Origin of the sequence: Streptomyces sp. NPDC001380, from assembly GCF_042895785.1 — a bacterium.
GTDB lineage: Bacteria > Actinomycetota > Actinomycetes > Streptomycetales > Streptomycetaceae > Peterkaempfera.
Map to the genome: position 1 here is coordinate 265,299 of NZ_JBIAWP010000004.1, position 18,328 is coordinate 283,626.

An 18,328-nucleotide genomic window follows, 5' to 3' on the forward strand; every position below is an offset into this window, starting at 1 on the left:
CGCCCCAGGGAACCAAGGAAGGGAACCGCCGTGTCGCCGCGCCGCAACCGCCCCCGATCCACCGACGACGGGTCCCGGGAGCCGGCGGCGCCCGCCGGGAGCTCGCTGCTCCAGCGCACCGAGCCCTACCGCGGCGAGGACTGGGCGGTGCGGACCGTCGCCGGGGCCGCGGACCGCCGCTACCGCTGCCCCGGCTGCGACCAGGAGATCCCGCCCCGCGTCGGGCACGTCGTCGCCTGGCCCCTGCACGGCGCCGGCGTCGAGGACCGGCGGCACTGGCACCGCGCGTGCTGGAACGCCCGCGAGCGGCGTACCACCGCCGTCCTGCGCGGCCGCGGGGCGCCCCGGTACTGACCGGGTTCCCGCCGGGCCGCGGACACCTGCCGGGCACGGCCGGACACGGCCGGACACCGGCCGGACACGGCCGGACACCTGCCGGGCACGGCCGGACACCTGTCGGGCACCTGCCCGGCGCCCCGCCGCGCCGTCCGGTCAGACGTCCCGCCGGACGGCCGCCGCGTACGCGCCCGCCAGCAGCACCGCGGTGAGGCCCGCCAGCGTCGCCAGCAGCCGCCAGCAGCCGGTGTCCGGGTCGAAACCGCTGCCGAAGAGCGACGCCGAGGTCGCGACCGCCGAGTGCCTGAGCAGGTAGGGGCCCAGCCGCTCGCCCGCGAAGAGCCCCAGGACGACCGGCAGCAGCACGAAGCCGATCATCGCCGCGATCGCTCCCGCGCCGTGCCGCAGCAGGGTGCCCACCGCCAGCGACATCAGGGCGACCACCGTCAGGTACAGGCCGCCGCCCGCCACCGCGTCCAGCAGCCGCCCCGCCGGCTGGGGCCCGGCCCCGGGGCCGAGCACGAGGACCGCCAGCGCGGCGAAGAGCCCGACCGATGCGGTGCCGGCCACGAGGACCAGGCCGGCGAGGACCGCGGCCTTGGCGGTGAGCACCCGGGTCCGCCGGGGGCAGGCGACCAGCGTCGTGCGGATCATGCCGCTGCCGTACTCGGAGGTGACGGTGAGCACCCCGAGGACGATCACGGCGATCTGCCCGACGAGGAAGCCGCCCAGGCCCAGGCCCAGGATGTTGTCGCCCGGCCGGGTGCCCCCCTTCGACCAGGCGACCGCCGCCCCGCCGATGCCGACGACGGCGCCGACCGCGACGGCCAGCGTCCACACCGTCGACGGCACGCTGCGGATCTTCGTCCACTCCGAGGCCAGCGCGTGGCGCAGGCCGGGCTCCTGCACGGGGGGCTCCGGCAGGGGGCGCCCGGACGGGCCGTCCCCGTACGCGGCGTCCCCGGACGGGCCGTCCCCGTACGCGGCGTCCGCGCGGGGACCGCCGGCGGGGGAGGGGGTGGGGTGCGCCACGGCTCAGGCCTCGCTCTCGCGCCCGCCCGCGGCGGCCGCGGCGGTGTCGTACGGGTGGGGGACGGCACCCGGGGCGTGCCCGGGGGCCGCGGGCGGCCAGGGGCCCGGGGCCGCGGGCCCGCCGGCCGCCGGCACGGCCGAGCGGTACTCGACGGCCCCCTGGGTCAGGCGCATGTACGCCTCCTCCAGCGACGCGTGGTGCGGCGCCAGTTCGTGCAGCCGCACCCCGTGCCCGTGCGCCAGGTCGCTGATGCCCGCCGCCGTCAGCCCGGTCACCCGCAGCGCGCCGTCGGGCTCCGGCTCGGCGTGCGCACCCGCCCGGACGAGGACGCCGGCCAGCCTGGTGCGCTGCTCCCCGGCCCCGTCGGGCGTGCGGACCCGCACGAAGCCCGCGGAGTGGTGCTCGACGAACTCGCGCACGCTCGTGTCGGCGAGCAGCCGCCCCCGGCCGATGACGACGAGGTGGTCGGCGGTGAGGGCCATCTCGCTCATCAGGTGGGAGGAGACGAGGACCGTGCGGCCCTCGGCGGCCAGGCCCCTCATCAGGGTGCGCACCCAGTGGATGCCCTCCGGGTCCAGCCCGTTGACCGGTTCGTCGAGGAGCAGCACCTCCGGGTCGCCCAGCAGGGCGGCGGCGATGCCGAGGCGCTGGCCCATGCCGAGCGAGAAGCCGCCGCAGCGCCGGCCCGCGACCTCCGACAGGCCCACCAGCGCCAGCACCTCGTCCACCCGCCGTGCGCCGATGCCCGCCAGCTGCGCCAGGCACAGCAGGTGGTTGCGGGCGCTGCGGCCGCCGTGGACGGCCCCGGCGTCCAGCAGGGCGCCCACCGTGCGGGCCGCGTTCGGCAGCTCCCGGTAGGGGACGCCGCCGACGGTGACCGTCCCCGACGTGGGCGCCTCCAGGCCGACGGCCATCCGCATGGTGGTCGACTTGCCCGAGCCGTTGGGGCCCAGGAAGCCGGTGACGACGCCGGGGCGCACCCGGAAGGTGAGCCCGTCGACGGCGGTCCTGGGGCCGTAGCGCTTGGTGAGGCCGTGTGCCTCGATCATCCGGTGCGTCCTCGGTCGTCTCGGTGGGCGGGCGGCCCCCTCCGGCGCGGCGGCCCCGGCGGGTGCCGGACGGGCACAGCCCATCACACCGGCCGGGTCCCGCGCAGCCCGCCGGCCGGTTCCGTGTCCCGCTGTTGCACGATCATGACGTGCCCGGGCCCGCTGTGCCCCCGGGTCCGCCGGCCCCGTCCGCGGCGGACCCGGCCGCTCCGCCGCTCAGGCGTCCCTGCGCCGCAGCACCAGCCAGCCGCCGAGCAGGGCCGCCGCCGTCCACAGCGCGCAGATCCCCAGCCCCGTCCACGGCCCGTAGGGGGCGTCCGGCTGCTGGAGCACCGAGGTGACGCGGGAGCCCGCCGTGTCGGGGAAGTACCGCGCCACCGTCTTCACCTTGGGCACGTTCGACAGGATCGGCGACACCAGGAAGAAGAACGGCATCAGCACGCCCAGCGCCAGCGTCTGGTTGCGCAGCATCGCCGTCACGCCCACCGAGAAGAGGCAGATCAGCGCCATGTAGAGCGCCGCGCCGACCACCGCCCGCAGCACGTGCGGCGCGTCCAGCGAGGTGCGGTGCGGGCCCAGCAGCGCCTGCCCGAGCAGGAACGAGCTGAAGCTCGTCAGCGCCGCCACCGCCAGCACCAGGGCCAGCACGACGGCGGTCTTCCCCGCCAGCAGCGCCCCCCGCCACGGCACGGCCGCCAGCGACACCCGGATCATGCCGCTGCTGTACTCGTTGCCGACCGCCAGCACGCCGAAGACGATCACCGCCAGCTGGCCCAGGAACACCCCCGCGAAGCTGGTCGACGTCGGGTCGAAGACGGCGTTCCGGCCGTTGCGGGTGGCCTCGGTGAAGTTGGCGTTGGTCAGGGCGCAGACGACCGCGGAGAGGCCGACCGTCACCACGAAGGCGGCGGCCAGCGTCACGGTCGTGGACCGCACGGTGCGGATCTTGGTCCACTCGGAGAGCAGGACCGGTCCGGGTGCCGCCATGTCAGGACTCCTCCGTCTTCCGCCGGCCGCGCCGCCCGCCGCCGGACCGCTGCCCCCAGTCCGCGCCCCAGCCCGCGGACCCGCCGGCCGCGGACCCCTCGGCCGTGGACCCGCCGGGCGCCGGCGGCCCGGCCGCCGCGGTCCCGGACCCGCCGCCCGCCTGGTACTCCACCGACTCGGCGGTCATCCGCATGAACGCCTCCTCCAGCGACGCCCGCTGCGGGCTCAGCTCGTGCAGCACGACGCCCGCCGCCGCCGCCAGTTCGCCGATCTTCGCCGCGTCGCCGCCCGCCACCTCGTACGCGCCGTCCTCCACCGGCTCCGCCGTGACCGCCGCACCGGCGAGGGCGTCCAGCAGCGCCTCGGGCTGCGGCGTTCGGATCCGCACGGCGGAGCGCGAGTTGCGGTCGATGAACTCCGTCATCGGCAGGTCGGCCAGCAGCCGGCCCCGCCCGATGACGACCAGGTGGTCGGCGGTGAGCGCCATCTCGCTCATCAGGTGGGAGGAGACGAAGACGGTGCGGCCCTCGGCGGCCAGCCGCTTCATCAGGTTGCGCACCCAGAGGATCCCCTCCGGGTCCAGCCCGTTGACCGGCTCGTCGAACATGAGGATCCGCGGGTCGCCCAGCAGGGCGGCGGCGATGCCGAGGCGCTGCCCCATGCCCAGCGAGAACCCGCCCGACCGCTTGTCCGCCACCTCCGACAGGCCCACCATCGCCAGCACCTCGTCGACCCGGCGGACGGGGACGCGGTTGCTCTGCGCCAGCCACAGCAGGTGGTTGCGGGCGCTGCGCCCGGGGTGGAGCGCCTTCGCCTCCAGCAGCGCCCCGATGTACTTCACCGGCTCGCGCAGCTGCGCGTAGTGCCTGCCGTCGATGAGGACCCGGCCGGAGGTCGGCCGGTCCAGGTCGAGGATCATGCGCATCGTCGTGGACTTGCCCGCGCCGTTGGGGCCGAGGAAGCCCGTCACCACGCCGGGCGGGATGGCGAAGCTCAGCCGGTCCACCGCCAGCTTGTCCCCGTAGCGCTTGGTCAGCTCGTGCAGCTCGATCATCGGTGCTCGCTCCCTGACGGGCGTCGGCGGCCGTGGCACCCCACGCGCTGTCAGACTACGCCGCTACGGTGGGGGCATGAGCGAACCGCAGCACGTCCGCGAGTCCGGCACCGGCACCCCGCTCGTGCTGCTGCACGCCTTCCCCCTGTCGTCCCGGATGTGGGAGCGCCAGCTCGCCGTGCTGCCCGGCCCGGACGGCACGGCGGCCCGGGTCCTCGCCCCCGACCTGCGCGGCTTCGGCGCCGCCCCGCAGAGCGGCGAGGCGCCCTCGCTGGACGTGCTCGCCGACGACGTCGCCCGGCTGCTGGACCGGTCCGGCGTCGGACGGGCGGTGGTCGGCGGCCTGTCCATGGGCGGGTACGTCGCCCTGGCCTTCGCCCGCCGCCACGGCGACCGGCTCGCCGGGCTGCTGCTCGCCGACACCAAGGCCGACCCCGACACCGGGGAGGCCCGTGCCAACCGGGAGCGGATCGCCCGCGCCGTCCTGGCCCGCGACAGCGTCCGGCTGCTGGTGGACGAGCAGCTCCCGCAGCCCCAGCTCTCCGCCACCACCGTCCGGGAGCGGCCGGAGGTCGTGGACCGGGTCCGCGCGCTGATGTCCGAGGCCGCGCCCGCGGCGGTCGCCTGGGCGCAGCGGGCGATGGCCGCCCGGCCCGGCAGCCGCGACGTGCTGCCCGCGGTCTCCGTGCCGGCGCTGGTGGTGGTCGGCGAGGAGGACGCCATCACGCCCGTGGGCGACGCCCGGGCGATGGCCGGGGCCCTGCCCGACGCGGAGCTGCGGATCGTCCCCGGGGCGGGGCACCTCACCCCGCTGGAAGCCCCCGACGCCTTCGACGACGCCGTGCGCGCGCTGCTGGCCCGCGTCACCGCGGCGGACCGCCCGTAGCCCCTCGTAGCCCCCCGGCAGGCCGCACCTGCAGCCCCCGGCCCGTGGACCCCGCCCGCGGACCCGGCCTGCGGCCCCCCCCGCACCCCCGGCAGCCCCCTTCAGGCCCCGCCCGCGGAGGCGCCGACCGCCCGGACCGCTCCCGCCCCCGCTCCGCCCCGCATCTTCCCCGGACGCAGGTGATCCCCGGCCGCGGGGCGGCCGGGGATCACCTCAGGAACCGACCCCGGGTCAGCGGCTCTGCTGCGCCGGGACGCTGCGGCCCAGGTCGTCGTCGCTGCTGCCGGCCGCGGCCACCGCGGCACCGGTCAGCGTCGCCAGCATCTCGCGGACATTGGTGAGCTGGGCGTTGATGGAGTCGCGGCGGTTGGTCAGCGCCGCCAGCTCACGCTCGGACTCGCTGCGGATGCGGTCGGCCTTGGCGTTGGCGTCCGCCACGATGTCCTCGGACTGCCGCTGCGCGGTCTCCACCGTCTGGCGGGCCCGGCGCTCGGCGTCGGTCCGCAGCTTCTCCGCCTCCAGGCGGAGCTGCTCGGCGCGGTGCTCGATCTCCGCCAGCCGCTTCTCCGCCTTGGCCTGGCGGGCCGCCAGGTCGCGCTCGGACTGCTCGCGCCGCTTCGCCAGGTTGGTCTCGAAGTCGGCCGCGGCCTGGGCGGCCTTGGCGCGGGTCTCCTCGAAGAGGGCGTCCGCCTCCTCGCGCTTGTTCTGCGCGTCCTTGGTGGCCTCGGCCCGCAGCTGGGCGGCGTCGGAGTCGGCCTTGTCGACGATGCGCCGGCCCTCCTCCTCGGCCTTCGCCTTGCGGTCCTTCGCGTAGGCCTCGGCCTCCGAGCGGACCTGCTGCGCCGCGGCCTCGGCCAGCTCGCGGTGCTGCTCGGCGGCCCGGTGCGCCTCGTCCCGCAGGTCCTTGGCCTCCTCCTCGGCCAGCCGCAGGATCTTCTCCACGCGCGCGCCGAGGCCGGCGTACGAGGGCTCGGCGTCGGTGACGGCCGCCTGCGCGTTCTGCGTCTCGAGGTGCAGCTCCTCGATGCGCTTCTCCAGGGCCGTGATGCGCGAGAGGGCACTGTCCCGGTCGCTGACCAGCTTGGTGATGCGCTCGTCGACCTGGGCGCGCTCGTACCCGCGGCGCACGACGTCGAAGCCGTGCGGAGAGTGAGTGTCGCTCATGGGGATGGGGTTCCTGTCGTAAGACCGGTGAGGTGATAGGGGGAATCCTGGCACGAATCCGGAGTGTCATCGAGCGGAAGCCGGGGGTTGGTGCACAATGTCCGCTCAATCGGGTGGTGGGCCGTCGGCCCGCTTTCCACCCGGTCGTGCGGAGCCGACCCCGGCCCCTGCCCTGGCGCCCCCGTCGCGGCCTCCGGGGCCGCCGCCCGCCTTGCCCGTACCGCTTCCCCCGCTGGTCCCCCCGCTGCGCTGACCGGCAGCTGGCGGGGCCTCGAAGGCCTCCAGCGCCGACAGCACGTCCTGGACGCGCGCGATCTCGGTGTTGATGTCCTTGCGGCGCCGCACCAGCTCGTCCAGCTCGCGCTTCCCCGCCTGCGTGGTGCGGTCGGCCTCCCCGCGGGCCTCCGCCACGATCCGCTCCGCCTCCTCGCGCGCGAGGCGCAGCTCCTCCTCGGCCTTCTCCCCGGCCTCCCGCAGCCGCTCCTCGACCTCGGCCGCCGCCTTCTCCAGCCGCTCCTCCGCCTCCCCCTGGGCGGCGGAGAGCCGCTCGTCGGCCTCGGTGCGGCGCCGCTCGGCCTCCGCCTCGGAGTCGGCGAGCTTCTGCTCGGCCTCCTTCAGCAGGGCCTCCGCCTTGCGCACGGCGGCGATGCGGACCTTGCTGGCCTCCGCGGACGCCTCGGAGTTCAGCTCCGACGCCCGCTCCTCCGCGGCGGCGACCAGCGCGGCGGCCCGCTCCTCGGCCTCCGCCACGGTCTCCACCGCCTGCTCCTCGGCCTCGGTGAGCTGCTCCTGAGCCGCCCTCACCAGCTTGTCGACCCGCTCGCCGGCCGACCGCAGCGCCTCCGCGGCCTCCTTGCGGGCCCGCTCGTGCAGCTCCTCGACCTCCGCGTGCGTCCGGTCGCGCAGCTCCTCGGCCCGCTCCCGGATCGCCGTGGAGTCCCGGCGGACCTCCGCGAGCAGCGCGTCGGCGTCCGCCCTGGCGCGCTCCACCGCGCTGCGGCCCTCGGCGGCGCCCTCGGCGACCAGCCGGTCGGCCTCCTTGCGGGCGGCCGCCACCATGGCGTCCGCCTGCTCCTCGGCGGCGGCGGTGGTCGCCAGCGCGGCCGTCTGGGCCTCCCCGGTCAGCGCCTCGGCCTCCGCCCGCGCCTGTGCGACCAGGGACTCCGCCCGCTCCTCCGCCTCGGCGAGGGTCCGGGCCGCCGCGGCCCGGGTGGCGACGGCGTACTCGTCGGCCTCGGACCGCGCGGCGGCCGCCAGCTCCTCGGCCTCGGCCAGCAGCCGCGTGGCGTCCGCATCGGCCGCGGCCCGCTGGTCGCGGCCGTACGCCTCGGCGGACCGCCGGTCCGCGTCGGCCTCCGCCCGCACCCGGGCGGCGTAGCCGTCGGCCTCGGCGTGCAGCCGGGAGGCGGCCTCCGCGGCCTCCTCGCGGACCCGCTCCGCCTCGGCGCCGACCCGCGACCGCAGCTCGGCGACCTCCCGGGCGGCAGCCTCCCGCAGCTCCGCGGTCTCCCGCCCGGCCGCGGTCCGCACCTCGGCGGACTCCCGCTCGGCGTCCGCCCGCAGCTGGGCCGTCTGGCGCTCCGCCGCCTCGTACAGGCCCGCCACCGACTGGCGCACCTGGGCGGCCTCGTCCTCGGCGGCGGCCACCAGCTCGGCGGCGCGCCGCTCGGCCTCGCCGAGGGTGCGGGCGGCCTCGCTCCGGGCCCCCTCCAGCCGCTCGGCGGCCTCGGCGGAGAGCCGCGCCGCCTCCTCGCGGGCCGCGATGCGCTCCTGCTCCGCCTCGGCGGCCAGCGCGGCGGCCCGCGCCTCGGCCTCCGCCATCAGCTCGGCGCCCAGCTGCTCCGCGGTCTCCTGCGCCTGGCGGGCCTCCTCGCGCAGCCGGGCGGTCTCCACCTCGGCGTCCGCCCGCAGCCGCTCGGACTCCTCCCGGGCACCGGCCCGCAGCTCCTCGGCCTCGGCCTGGGCGTCGGCCCGCAGCCGGACCGCCTCGCCCTCGGCGTCGGCCCGCGAGGCGGCCACCTCGGCGGCCACACGGCCCCGCAGCTCCTCCGCCTCGGCGGCGGCCGCCGCCCGGACCTCCTCGGCCTCCCGGGCCGTCCGCTCCGCCAGCTCCGCCGCCGCCTGCTCCGCCTCGCGGGCGGCCTGCTCGGCGGCCGCCAGCAGCGCCGCGGTCTCGGCCTGCTCGCGCTGCAGCCCCTCCGAGGCGGCCTCCCGCTCCCGGGCGGCCTCCTCGCGCAGGGCCGCGGCGTAGGCCTCGGCCTCCTCGCGCTGCGTCCGCACCACGGAGTCCGTCTCGGCCCGCAGCGCCCGCGCCTCCGCGTCCGCCTCGGCGCGGACCCGGGCGGAGAACTCCTCGGCCTCCCGGCGCACCGTCTCCGCGTGCTCCGCGGCCTGCCGCGCCAGCCGCTCGGCCTCCTGGCCGGCGGCCTCCCGCTCCTGGTCGCGCAGCCGCTCGGCCTCGGCGGTGATCTTCTCGGCCTCGTCGCGGGCCCGCGCCAGCACCTGCTCGGCGCGGCCCTGGACCTCCGCCGCCCGCTCCTTGGCCTGCTCGCGCAGCCGCTCCACCTCGCCGGCGGCGCCGGCCCGCAGGTCGTCGGCGTCGGCCTTGGCCCGGGTCAGCAGCTCCTCGGCGCTGCGGGCGGACTCCTCGATCTGCACCACGGCCTGGCGCCGGGCCTCGCTGCGGGCCCGCTCGGCCTCCGCGGCGGCCTCGGCCCGCAGCTGCTCGGCCTCGGCGCGGAACCGGGCCGCCTCGTCCTGCATGTCCTGGATGCGGGCGCGGATGTCCGCGGTCTCGCCCAGGACGGCGCTCTGCGCCTGCTCGGCGGCGGCCTCCGCCTCGGCGCGGAGCCGCTCCACCTCCGCCTTGGCCTCGGCCCGGATCCGCTCCGCCTCGGCGGCGGCCTCCGCCCGGGTCTCCTCGGCCGCGACGGTGGCGCGGGCCACCACGTCCTCGGCGGTGCGGGCGGCCTTGGCCAGGTGCACCGTGGCGTCCTTGGCGCCCTCGCTGCGGCCCTGCTCCAGGGCCTCGGCCCGCAGCGCCTCCGCGGTGGCCTCGGCCTCGGCGCGGAGCCGCTCCGCCTCCGCCTCCGCGGCCGCCCTGGCCTCGGCGGCCTCGGCCTTGATGCGGTCCGCCTCCCTGGTGGCGTTGGCCACCATGCGGGCGATCTCGGCCTTCGCGGTCGCGGTCCGCTGCTCGCTGGCGGCCTCGGTGTCGGCCACCCGGCGCTCGGCGGCGGCCTCGGCGTCCGCCTGCAGCTGCTCGGCGGACCGCTCGGCCTCGGCGCGCAGCTCGGCGGCCTCGCGGCGGGCCCGCTCCGCCTCGGCGGCGGCCTCCGCCCGCAGCCGCTCCACCTCGGCCCGGGACCGGGCCAGGGCCTGCTCGGCGGCGGCCTCCGCCTCGGCGGCCTCGCGCTTGAGCCGCGCGATCTCGTCCTGGGCGGCGGCCAGGCGGCCCTCCGCCTCGCTGGCGGCGCTGCCGCGCAGCCGCTCGGCCTGCGAGGCGGCCTCCTGGGCCTGCTCGGCGGCGGCCTTCAGCAGCCGCTCGGCCTGCTCCTGGGCGCGCTGAAGGGCGCGCTCCGCCTCGGCGCGGGTCGACTCGACGTCGGCGGCGGTCTGGGCGCGGGCCTGGTCGGCGATGGCGGCCGCCTCGGCACGGGCGGCGGCCAGCAGCCGCTCCGCCTCCAGCCGGGACTCCTGGAGGAGCCGCTGGGACTCCTGCTCCGTGCCGGCGCGGGCCTGCTCGGCCCAGTTGACGTTCTCGCTGACGTGCCGTTCGGCGTTGCGCCGCAGCTCCGCCAGCTCCTCCTCCAGGCGCTGCCGGCGGGCACGGGCCTCGGCCTGCATCTCGGCGTCCAGCCGGGCGCTGCGCTCGGCGGCCTCGGCCATCAGGCGCTGGGTGGCCGCCTGGGACTCGCGCAGCTGCCGCTCGGCGTCCGCCCGCAGCTGCTGGGCCTGCATCTCCGCGGTGCGCAGCAGCTGCTCGGCCTGCCCGGTGACGGAGTCGAAGGCGCGCGGCTGGGCGAGCTGCCGACGGGACTCGTGCAGCTTGGCCCTGAGGACCTCCACCTGGTAGCCGAGGTCCTCGGCATGCTCGACGGCCTTGTCCCGCTCCGTCCGAAGCCGGTCCATCTCGGCCTCGAACTTGGAGAGGTGATCGTCAACCTCGTAGCGGTCGTAGCCCCGCACTCCGCGGTCCCATCCATCTCCTGGTCGCGTCCTCGACCCGCGCGGGACAACCGGATCCCCTGCCCTGACTGGGATCGGTCCCGACGGACCCTTGCACCCGCGGCCGGTGGACGGCACCCCGGGGACGAGGGCCCTCCGCCACGGACGGAGCCGTCCGGCCGGTGGGCGGCCGTCCTGCGCCGCTCCGCCGTCCGGGTGAACTCCTCGGCGAAACTGTTGCCTTACCGGAGCATGGTGACAGATTCCGGCGCGACCTTCACCGGCCCGCTGCCGCCGCCCCTCCGGTCCGGCCGTCCCGGCGGCTCCGCCGCCGGGCACCGTCCGCCGCCCGCACGCTGCTGCCCTGCTCGTCCCCTTCGTCCGCGTGCCTGCCGGCCTGCCGGCCTGCGTCCCAGCGGCCCGTCCTCCACGGGCTTGGGCGCACCCGGGCATTGTAGTCGTGCCGCGGGGGCCCCCACCGGCCACCTCCGGCTTTTTCCCTGGTTACCGGCGGGTTCCGCAGCTTCTGCGGTGTCCGGCCCGGCGGGTGGGGGCCTCCCGTGGAGGTCCGGCGAAGGATTCGTGGGGTCCGGCGCTCAGTGGCCGCCGGTCCCCCCGTGGGCCTTCGCCGAGGTCACCAGCTCGGTGAGGACGCCGCCGCAGTCCTTGGGGTGGAGGAAGGTGATGCGGGACCCCATGGAGCCCGTCCGCGGCTCGTCGTACAGCACCCGCACGCCCTTGGCGCGGACGTCCGCGGCGTCGGCGTCCACGTCCGCGGTGCCGAAGGCGATGTGGTGGACCCCCTCGCCGTTCTTCGCCAGCCACTTGGCGACGGTGGAGTCCTCGCGGGTGGGCTCCAGCAGCTGGAGGTAGGAGGCGCCGCCGTCGTCGGTGCCGTTGATGCGCAGCATCGCCTCGCGCACCCCCTGCTCCTCGTTGACCTCGCTGTGGAAGACCTCGAAGCCGTAGGTGGAGCGGTAGAACTCCACCGTCCGGTCGAGGTCGAAGCAGGCGATGCCGATGTGGTCGATGCGGGTGAGCAAGGCGGCCTCCTGAGGGTGGGGCCGGGGCCCGGGAAGCGGGCCGGCCGGGGCGGGTGCGGACCGGCGGGCCGGGACCGCACGGTCACCAGTCCAGCGCATCCGGCGGCGGGGCGGCCAGTGGGGCGCCCTGCGAGTCTGCTCACACCCCGTGCGGGACGGATCACCCCGGGTGCCCCCATAGCGGACGCGCCGCCGCGCCGGGACCCGGTCGGCCGGGCGGGCGAAACCGGCCCGCGACGTGCCCGTGATCACACCCCGGCTGCGGTGACGGCGGGGATACGGCTCAGTACATTGGGCGAAAACCCTCACCCGGGCCCCGCCCGCCCGGCCGCCGCGGCCGCCCGGCCCGCCGGGACGGCCGGTGCCCGCCGCGCCGGGGCCCGTGGCCATGACGTGCGAAGGGGCTCGTTCCATGACCGGATCCGCAGGCACCACCTCTGTCATCGTCGCAGGTGCGCGCACCCCGATGGGCCGTCTGCTCGGCTCCCTCAAGTCCTTCTCCGGCGCGGACCTCGGCGGCTTCGCCATCAAGGCGGCCCTGGAGCGGGCCGGCATCACCGGCGGGCAGGTCCAGTACGTGATCATGGGCCAGGTGCTCCAGGCCGGCGCCGGCCAGATCCCCGCGCGCCAGGCCGCCGTCAAGGCGGGCATCCCGATGAACGTGCCCGCCCTGACCGTCAACAAGGTCTGCCTCTCCGGTCTGGACGCCATCGCCCTGGCCGACCAGCTGATCCGGGCCGGCGAGTTCGACGTCGTCGTGGCCGGCGGCCAGGAGTCGATGACCAACGCCCCGCACCTGCTGCCGAAGTCCCGCGAGGGCTACAAGTACGGCGCCGTGCAGATGCTCGACGCGATGGCGCACGACGGCCTCACCGACGCCTTCGAGAACATCGCCATGGGCGAGTCCACCGAGAAGCACAACACCCGGCTGGGCATCGGCCGCGCCGAGCAGGACGAGATCGCCGCCCTCTCCCACCAGCGCGCCGCCGCCGCCCAGAAGAACGGCCTCTTCGACGCCGAGATCGCCCCCGTGGAGATCCCGCAGCGCAAGGGCGACCCGGTGCTCTTCTCCCAGGACGAGGGCATCCGCCCCGAGACCACCGCGGAGTCGCTGGGCCGGCTGCGCCCCGCCTTCAGCAAGGACGGCACCATCACCGCCGGCACCTCCTCGCAGATCTCCGACGGCGCCGCCGCGGTGGTCGTGATGAGCAGGGTGAAGGCCGAGGAGCTGGGCCTGTCCTGGATCGCCGAGATCGGCGCCCACGGCAACGTCGCCGGCCCCGACAACTCCCTCCAGTCGCAGCCGTCCAACGCGATCGCCCACGCGCTCGCCAAGGAGGGCCTGACCGTCGCCGACCTCGACCTGATCGAGATCAACGAGGCCTTCGCCGCGGTCGCCGTGCAGTCCATGAAGGACCTGGGCGTCACCCCCGAGAAGGTCAACGTCAACGGCGGCGCCATCGCGCTCGGCCACCCGATCGGCATGTCCGGCGCCCGCATCGTGCTGCACCTGGCGCTGGAGCTGCAGCGCCGCGGCGGCGGCGTCGGCGCGGCCGCCCTCTGCGGCGGCGGCGGCCAGGGCGACGCCCTGGTCCTCCGGGTGCCGAGGGCCTGACCGCGCGGCGGCGCCCCGGGACCGACGGTCCCGGGGCGCCGCCCGCCCCAGGGGCCGGTCCACGGTCCGACGTACGGTCGGGGGTGCACGCGGGTACGGTCCCGCATGCGCCCCCTCGCCGCCGACTGCCGGGAGAGATGACCTTCATGATCGATGTGCCGACGCTGGTGGAGCAGGCGCGGCAGGGCCGCCCGCGGGCGGTGGCCCGGCTGATCTCCCTGGTGGAGAACGCCGCGCCGCAGCTGCGGGAGGCGATGGCGGCGCTCGCGCCGCACACCGGCCGCGCGTACACGGTGGGGCTGACCGGCTCCCCGGGCGTGGGCAAGTCCACCTCCACCTCCGCGCTGGTCGCCGCCTACCGCCGGCGCGGCAAGCGGGTCGGCGTGCTGGCGGTGGACCCGTCCTCGCCGTTCTCCGGCGGGGCGCTGCTCGGCGACCGGGTGCGCATGCAGGAGCACGCCACCGACCCCGAGGTCTACATCCGCTCCATGGCCACCCGCGGCCACCTCGGCGGCCTGTCCTGGGCCGCCCCGCAGGCGCTGCGGGTGCTGGACGCGGCCGGCTGCGACGTGGTCCTGGTGGAGACGGTCGGCGTCGGCCAGTCCGAGGTGGAGGTCGCCGCCCAGGCCGACACGACCGTGGTGCTGCTGGCGCCCGGCATGGGCGACGGCATCCAGGCCGCGAAGGCGGGCATCCTGGAGATCGGCGACGTCTTCGTGGTCAACAAGGCGGACCGGGACGGCGCCGACGCGACCGCCCGCGAGCTGAACCACATGCTGGGCCTGGGGGAGTCCCGCGCGCCCGGCGACTGGCGGCCGCCGATCGTCAAGACGGTCGCGGCGCGCGGCGAGGGCGTGGACGAGGTCGTCGAGGCGCTGGAGAAGCACCGCGCCTGGATGGAGGAGCACGGCGAGCTGGCGGCCCGCCGCCGGCGCCGGGCGGCCGACGAGGTCGAGGCGATCGCGGTGGCGGCGCTGCGCAGCCGGATGGGCGACCTGCACGGCGACCGGCGGCTGGACGCGCTGGCCGAGCGGGTCGCGGCGGGCACGCTGGACCCGTACGCGGCCGCCGACGGCCTGGTCGACGGCCTCACCGGGGCCTGACCCGCCCGGGCGCCCGCGGTCGGCGCGGGCGCCTGCGGGCCGGTGGGCGGGATGCGGTGCGGCGGGCGGCTCAGCCGCGGCCGCGCAGCGACCTCAGGTGCTCGGCGACGGGGGCCAGCGCCTCGTAGAGGGCGGCGACCTGGTCCTCGTCGAACCGGTCGATGAAGTGGTGGCGGACGCTGCGGACGTGGTCCGGGGCCACCTTCTGCAGCGTCTCCCAGCCCTTGTCGGTCAGCACCGCGTACAGGCCGCGGCGGTCGCCCGGGCATCCCTCCCGGACGACCAGGCCGTCCTTCTCCATCCGGGTGACCTGGTGGGAGAGGCGGCTCTTGGACTGCAGGGTGGCGGTGGCCAGGTCGGTCATCCGCATCCGCCGCTTGGGCTCCTCCGAGAGCACCACGAGGATCTCGTAGTCGTTCATCGCCAGGCCGTGCGGCTGGAGCTCCCGGCCCAGCTGGTGCTCCAGCAGCCTGCTCACGTCGAGGTGGGCGCGCCACAGCTGCTGCTCCCGCACGGAGAGCCAGGGGGCCCTGCCCTCGGCGTCGGGGGCGGCGGGGTCCTGGGAGGCGGTGTCGGCGTCCATGGGGACATGATACCCAAGGTTGTTTAACTTTGTACGAAAAGTGGGGCCCGCCTGTGACGGACCCCACTCCCGGCCGTGTCCCGGCCGGCCGTGTCACAGGCCGAAGCGGCGCCCCAGGTCCCCCAGGTTGCCCAGCCCCGGGATGTTCACGTTGGGCAGCTGCTGCCCGCCGTACTGCTGCGGGGTGTGGGAGGGCGCGCCCGCGCCCGGGATGCCCGCCTCGTTCGGCACGTGCCCGGTGTTGATCTCCGCCATCAGCTTCTCCGACGACTGCAGCAGCACCTGGCCCGCGCCGATGAACTCGAACTGGTGCTCCTCGCCGGAGACCCCGCCGAGCCCGGTCAGCTGCCGGATGCCGCCCAGCACGCCCCGCATGTAGCTGTGGTCGTAGTGGTGGCACGGCGACGGACAGTCCGCCCAGCCCACCAGGGCCTGCGGGTCCACCCGGACCGGCGGCTCCACGAAGTGCACCGGCCCGTTGGACGCCGCCACGAACTTGCCCGTGCCGATCAGGGTGAGGAACCCCGGGATGATCGACTGCTTCAGCGACAGGCTCGGGTCGAACGCCAGCAGGTTGCCCGAGCGGACGGTGAGGTTGCCGTTCTCCAGGTCGTAGGAGTTCAGGTCGAACGCCCGGTCGGCCAGAATCATCCTCCCCTGGCCCTCGGCCACCACCCAGTCCGCGGCGTGCAGCGGCGAGTGGAAGCTCCGCCCCACCAGCTGGTCCAGCGGGCCGTGCCCGATGCCGTGGAACTGGATGTTCCCGTAGTACGCGACCATCTTCCCCTTCTGCAGGAAGTACTGGCCGTTGAGGTCCACGGAGAAGGCGTACGGGTTGACGTTGTCGTTCACCGGCAGGGTGTGCGCGTCGTGCACCACCGGGCCGCCGGCCGCCGTCTGCGGCAGGGGCGCCTGCGGGCCGCCGTACTGCTGCGGCTGCGGGGGCGGGTAGCCCCCCTGGGGCGGCGGATAGCCCTGCTGCGGATACCCCTGCTGGGGCGGATACCCCTGCTGGGGCGGATACCCCTGCTGCTGGGGGTAGCCCTGCTGCCCGTACGGCGGCGGCTGCGGCGGGTAGGACATCAGAGCTTCTCCTCACTGGCCTGCACGTACACCGCTCCGTGGCCGGACAGCTCCAGCTGGAACGCCTCGCCCGAGCCGCGCCCCATCATGTCGCGCCAGCCCAGCGCCGTGGACAGCTTGTTCTGCACCTGGCCCCGGTGCGCCACGTACGCCTGCGGGTCGACGTGGACCGGCTGCTGGGGCGTGATCGGCAGCTCGATGACGCCGCCGTGGGCCATCACCGCCACCGAGCCCTGGCCGCTCAGCTGGGTGGTGAACAGGCCCTGCCCGGTCACCTGGCCGCGCACCATGCCCATCACGCCGCCCTGCGAGCCCATGAACATCGTCGACTGCTGCAGCGTGCCGTCGAAGGCGAGCAGCCGGTCGGCCTCCACGTAGAGGGTGTCGCCGGCCAGGTCGATCACGTGGACGTTGTGGCCCCCGTGCCCGAACATCACCCTGCCCTGCCCCTCGACCGTCATGAGCGGGGTGTCCTCGTTGGCCACCCGGCGGCCGATCATCGACATCAGGCCGCCCTGGCCGCCCGCCATGTTGGGCGTGAAGGTGACCTGGCCGCTGTAGGCGAGCATCGCGCCGCGCTGGCTGAACACCTTCTGGCCGGGGAGGACCTGCGCCTCGACCATCTTGCCGTTGATCTTCGTGAACGGCATCAGACGTCACCGCCGACCGTCACGCGCTCCGACGGCTGCACGTACACCAGCCCGTCGCCGACGAACTCGATCTGCATCGCCTCGCCGCCCCCCTCGCCGAAGAAGGTGCTGAAGCCCGCACCCGACCTGAAGTTCCGGTTGAGGTTGCCGGTGTGCGCGATGTACGCCCCCGGGTCGACCCGCAGCGGCATCCCCTGCGAGACCCGCAGGATGATCGCCGGGCCGTCCGACATCACCGCCGCCCAGCCGTGGCCCTCCACCTTGGTGGTGAACAGCCCGTTGCCGGAGGCCGCGCCGTGCAGTCCGGTGAACGACGTGCCGGTGTGCAGCGTCGCCTCCGTGCAGAGCAGGTTGTCGGCCTCGACGAAGAGCGCCTCCCCGTTCAGCCGCACCAGGTTCACCTCGGTGGCGCGCTCCGCGAAGTAGCAGGTCCCCTGCCCCTTGACCTCCATCACCACCATCTGCTCGCCGGTCAGGCGGCGCGCGACCATGCCGCGCAGTCCCTCACCGCCGCCGGAGAGCTTCTTGAAGTTCATCTGGCCGGTGTACGCGACCATGGACCCGTTCCGGGCCTTCACGGCGTCGCCCGTCATGTCGACGGCGAGCACCTTGGACCCCTGCAGTCGAAACTGTGCCACGGGCGACAAGGTAGCCCGCATCCGGCCGATCGGGCGAGGGGCGCGCGCCGCACCGGTACCGATCCGGGATATGTCCCGGACCGCCCGGGCGCGGCGCGCGGCCGGCGGTCAGCCGGCCGCCGGGCCCCCCGACGCGCCGGCGGGGTGCGTCCCGGCGGCCTCCTCGACCTCCAGCAGCGACGCCGAGTGCCGCTCGGCCTCGAACGCCGCCCGGCCGCCGCGCAGCCCGAACAGCCGCTTGGAGAGCGCGATCCACAGCACCGCCAGGACGTTGACGACGAGGGTGGCGATCTTCAGCCAGCTGACCCGCTCGGTGAGCTCGTAGACCTCCAGCGGCAGGAAGGCCGCGGTGGCCACCACCGTCAGGTACTCCGCCCAGCGCCTCGCCATCCACAGGCCGACGCCCTCGACGATCTCGACCAGGGCGTAGACGAGCAGCGCCCCCGCCACGACCAGCAGGGTGGAGTGCTCGTACTCGAAGGTCTTCCGGATGGTGTCCACGACGGGGGAGTGGTCGATGTCGTAGTGGAAGTGGTCCGCCACCGGACGCAGGACGGTGAGGTCCTCGTCGAAGAGCCGGTGCACCGCGTCCCGGCTGTTGGAGAACCGCCACACCGCCCAGGCGGCCAGCACGATGAAGACGCCGCGCACGGCCCGCTCCACGGCCAGGAACCGCAGGATGAACAGGTCCCGCAGCGCCTTGCCGCGCGGCACCAGCGGCGCCTCCCCGGCCGGGCCCGAGCCGTGCGGCTCGCCCAGCGCGAAGTCGCCGCAGCGCAGGCAGCGCCAGGCGTCGCCGACGGCGGTCACCGCGTGCAGCCGCTCGCGCAGCTCCTGCTCGACCGGCGCGTAGGTGATGTGGCCGCGGCGTGCGCAGGTCCGCCGGTCCCAGTCCAGTGCCATCGTCGTCCGCTCCCCGTTCCGCTGCGGGCCGGGT

General features: G+C 76.0%; 16 protein-coding genes. 4 read left to right on the top strand and 12 right to left on the bottom strand.

What is annotated here, in order from left to right; genetic code table 11:
• Window positions 1–30 precede the first annotated feature (30 nt).
• Complete coding sequence (locus tag ACFY07_RS07775) at window positions 31–354, top strand: ATP/GTP-binding protein (RefSeq protein WP_390867839.1); 324 nt, start codon at window positions 31–33, stop codon at window positions 352–354.
• Window positions 355–492: 138 nt separating this feature from the next.
• Here ACFY07_RS07775 and ACFY07_RS07780 read toward each other — a convergent pair whose 3' ends face one another.
• The 4 genes from ACFY07_RS07780 to ACFY07_RS07795 all read right to left on the bottom strand — a co-directional run bounded on the left by ACFY07_RS07780 (window position 493) and on the right by ACFY07_RS07795 (window position 4,459).
• A complete protein-coding gene (locus tag ACFY07_RS07780; protein ID WP_390867840.1) occupies window positions 493–1,368 on the bottom strand; it encodes an ABC transporter permease in 876 nt (291 codons plus the stop codon).
• A gap of 3 nt (window positions 1,369–1,371) precedes the next feature.
• Entirely contained in the window at window positions 1,372–2,418 is a 1,047-nt protein-coding gene (locus ACFY07_RS07785) for an ABC transporter ATP-binding protein (RefSeq protein ID WP_390867841.1), read from the bottom strand.
• Between the two features lie 216 nt (window positions 2,419–2,634).
• On the bottom strand, window positions 2,635–3,405 hold the full coding sequence (locus ACFY07_RS07790; protein WP_390867843.1) for an ABC transporter permease subunit: 771 nt from the start codon (window positions 3,403–3,405) through the stop codon (window positions 2,635–2,637).
• Between the two features lies 1 nt (window position 3,406).
• The gene (locus ACFY07_RS07795; RefSeq protein ID WP_390867844.1) at window positions 3,407–4,459 is read right to left on the bottom strand and encodes an ABC transporter ATP-binding protein; all 1,053 of its coding nucleotides are present in this window, start codon (window positions 4,457–4,459) and stop codon (window positions 3,407–3,409) included.
• A gap of 76 nt (window positions 4,460–4,535) precedes the next feature.
• Here ACFY07_RS07795 and ACFY07_RS07800 point away from each other — a divergent pair, with 76 nt between their 5' ends.
• Window positions 4,536–5,345 carry an alpha/beta fold hydrolase gene (locus ACFY07_RS07800; protein ID WP_390867845.1) on the top strand — a complete coding sequence of 270 codons (810 nt, stop codon included), beginning with the start codon at window positions 4,536–4,538 and terminating at the stop codon, window positions 5,343–5,345.
• Window positions 5,346–5,576: 231 nt separating this feature from the next.
• On the opposite strand, the gene ACFY07_RS07805 is transcribed toward ACFY07_RS07800, so the two are convergent.
• The 3 genes from ACFY07_RS07805 to mce form a co-directional block, all read right to left on the bottom strand.
• On the bottom strand, window positions 5,577–6,509 hold the full coding sequence (locus ACFY07_RS07805) for a cellulose-binding protein (protein ID WP_230650723.1): 933 nt from the start codon (window positions 6,507–6,509) through the stop codon (window positions 5,577–5,579).
• Between the two features lie 105 nt (window positions 6,510–6,614).
• Window positions 6,615–10,697, bottom strand: a complete 4,083-nt coding sequence (locus ACFY07_RS07810; protein WP_390867846.1) for a hypothetical protein — start codon at window positions 10,695–10,697, stop codon at window positions 6,615–6,617.
• A 575-nt stretch (window positions 10,698–11,272) separates the two neighbouring features.
• Entirely contained in the window at window positions 11,273–11,719 is a 447-nt protein-coding gene (mce, locus tag ACFY07_RS07815) for a methylmalonyl-CoA epimerase (protein ID WP_390867848.1), read from the bottom strand.
• Between the two features lie 412 nt (window positions 11,720–12,131).
• On the opposite strand from mce, the gene ACFY07_RS07820 reads away from it, so the two are divergent.
• Both ACFY07_RS07820 and meaB read left to right on the top strand, forming a co-directional pair.
• Complete coding sequence (locus ACFY07_RS07820) at window positions 12,132–13,334, top strand: acetyl-CoA C-acetyltransferase (RefSeq protein ID WP_390867849.1); 1,203 nt, start codon at window positions 12,132–12,134, stop codon at window positions 13,332–13,334.
• Between the two features lie 146 nt (window positions 13,335–13,480).
• The gene (gene meaB / locus ACFY07_RS07825; protein ID WP_230650735.1) at window positions 13,481–14,437 is read left to right on the top strand and encodes a methylmalonyl Co-A mutase-associated GTPase MeaB; all 957 of its coding nucleotides are present in this window, start codon (window positions 13,481–13,483) and stop codon (window positions 14,435–14,437) included.
• Window positions 14,438–14,507: 70 nt separating this feature from the next.
• Here meaB and ACFY07_RS07830 read toward each other — a convergent pair whose 3' ends face one another.
• The 5 genes from ACFY07_RS07830 to ACFY07_RS07850 all read right to left on the bottom strand — a co-directional run bounded on the left by ACFY07_RS07830 (window position 14,508) and on the right by ACFY07_RS07850 (window position 18,294).
• Window positions 14,508–15,020: a MarR family winged helix-turn-helix transcriptional regulator gene (locus ACFY07_RS07830; protein ID WP_390867850.1), complete on the bottom strand. Its 513-nt coding sequence runs from the start codon at window positions 15,018–15,020 to the stop codon at window positions 14,508–14,510.
• A gap of 93 nt (window positions 15,021–15,113) precedes the next feature.
• Window positions 15,114–16,103 carry an AIM24 family protein gene (locus ACFY07_RS07835; RefSeq protein WP_390867851.1) on the bottom strand — a complete coding sequence of 330 codons (990 nt, stop codon included), beginning with the start codon at window positions 16,101–16,103 and terminating at the stop codon, window positions 15,114–15,116.
• Window positions 16,103–16,753: an AIM24 family protein gene (locus ACFY07_RS07840; protein WP_390867852.1), complete on the bottom strand. Its 651-nt coding sequence runs from the start codon at window positions 16,751–16,753 to the stop codon at window positions 16,103–16,105. The genes ACFY07_RS07835 and ACFY07_RS07840 overlap by 1 nt, the downstream gene beginning before the upstream one ends.
• On the bottom strand, window positions 16,753–17,391 hold the full coding sequence (locus tag ACFY07_RS07845) for an AIM24 family protein (RefSeq protein ID WP_230650746.1): 639 nt from the start codon (window positions 17,389–17,391) through the stop codon (window positions 16,753–16,755). Before ACFY07_RS07845 ends, ACFY07_RS07840 begins: the two co-directional genes overlap by 1 nt.
• 108 nt (window positions 17,392–17,499) lie before the next feature.
• Window positions 17,500–18,294 carry a DUF2127 domain-containing protein gene (locus ACFY07_RS07850; RefSeq protein WP_390867854.1) on the bottom strand — a complete coding sequence of 265 codons (795 nt, stop codon included), beginning with the start codon at window positions 18,292–18,294 and terminating at the stop codon, window positions 17,500–17,502.
• Window positions 18,295–18,328 lie beyond the last annotated feature (34 nt).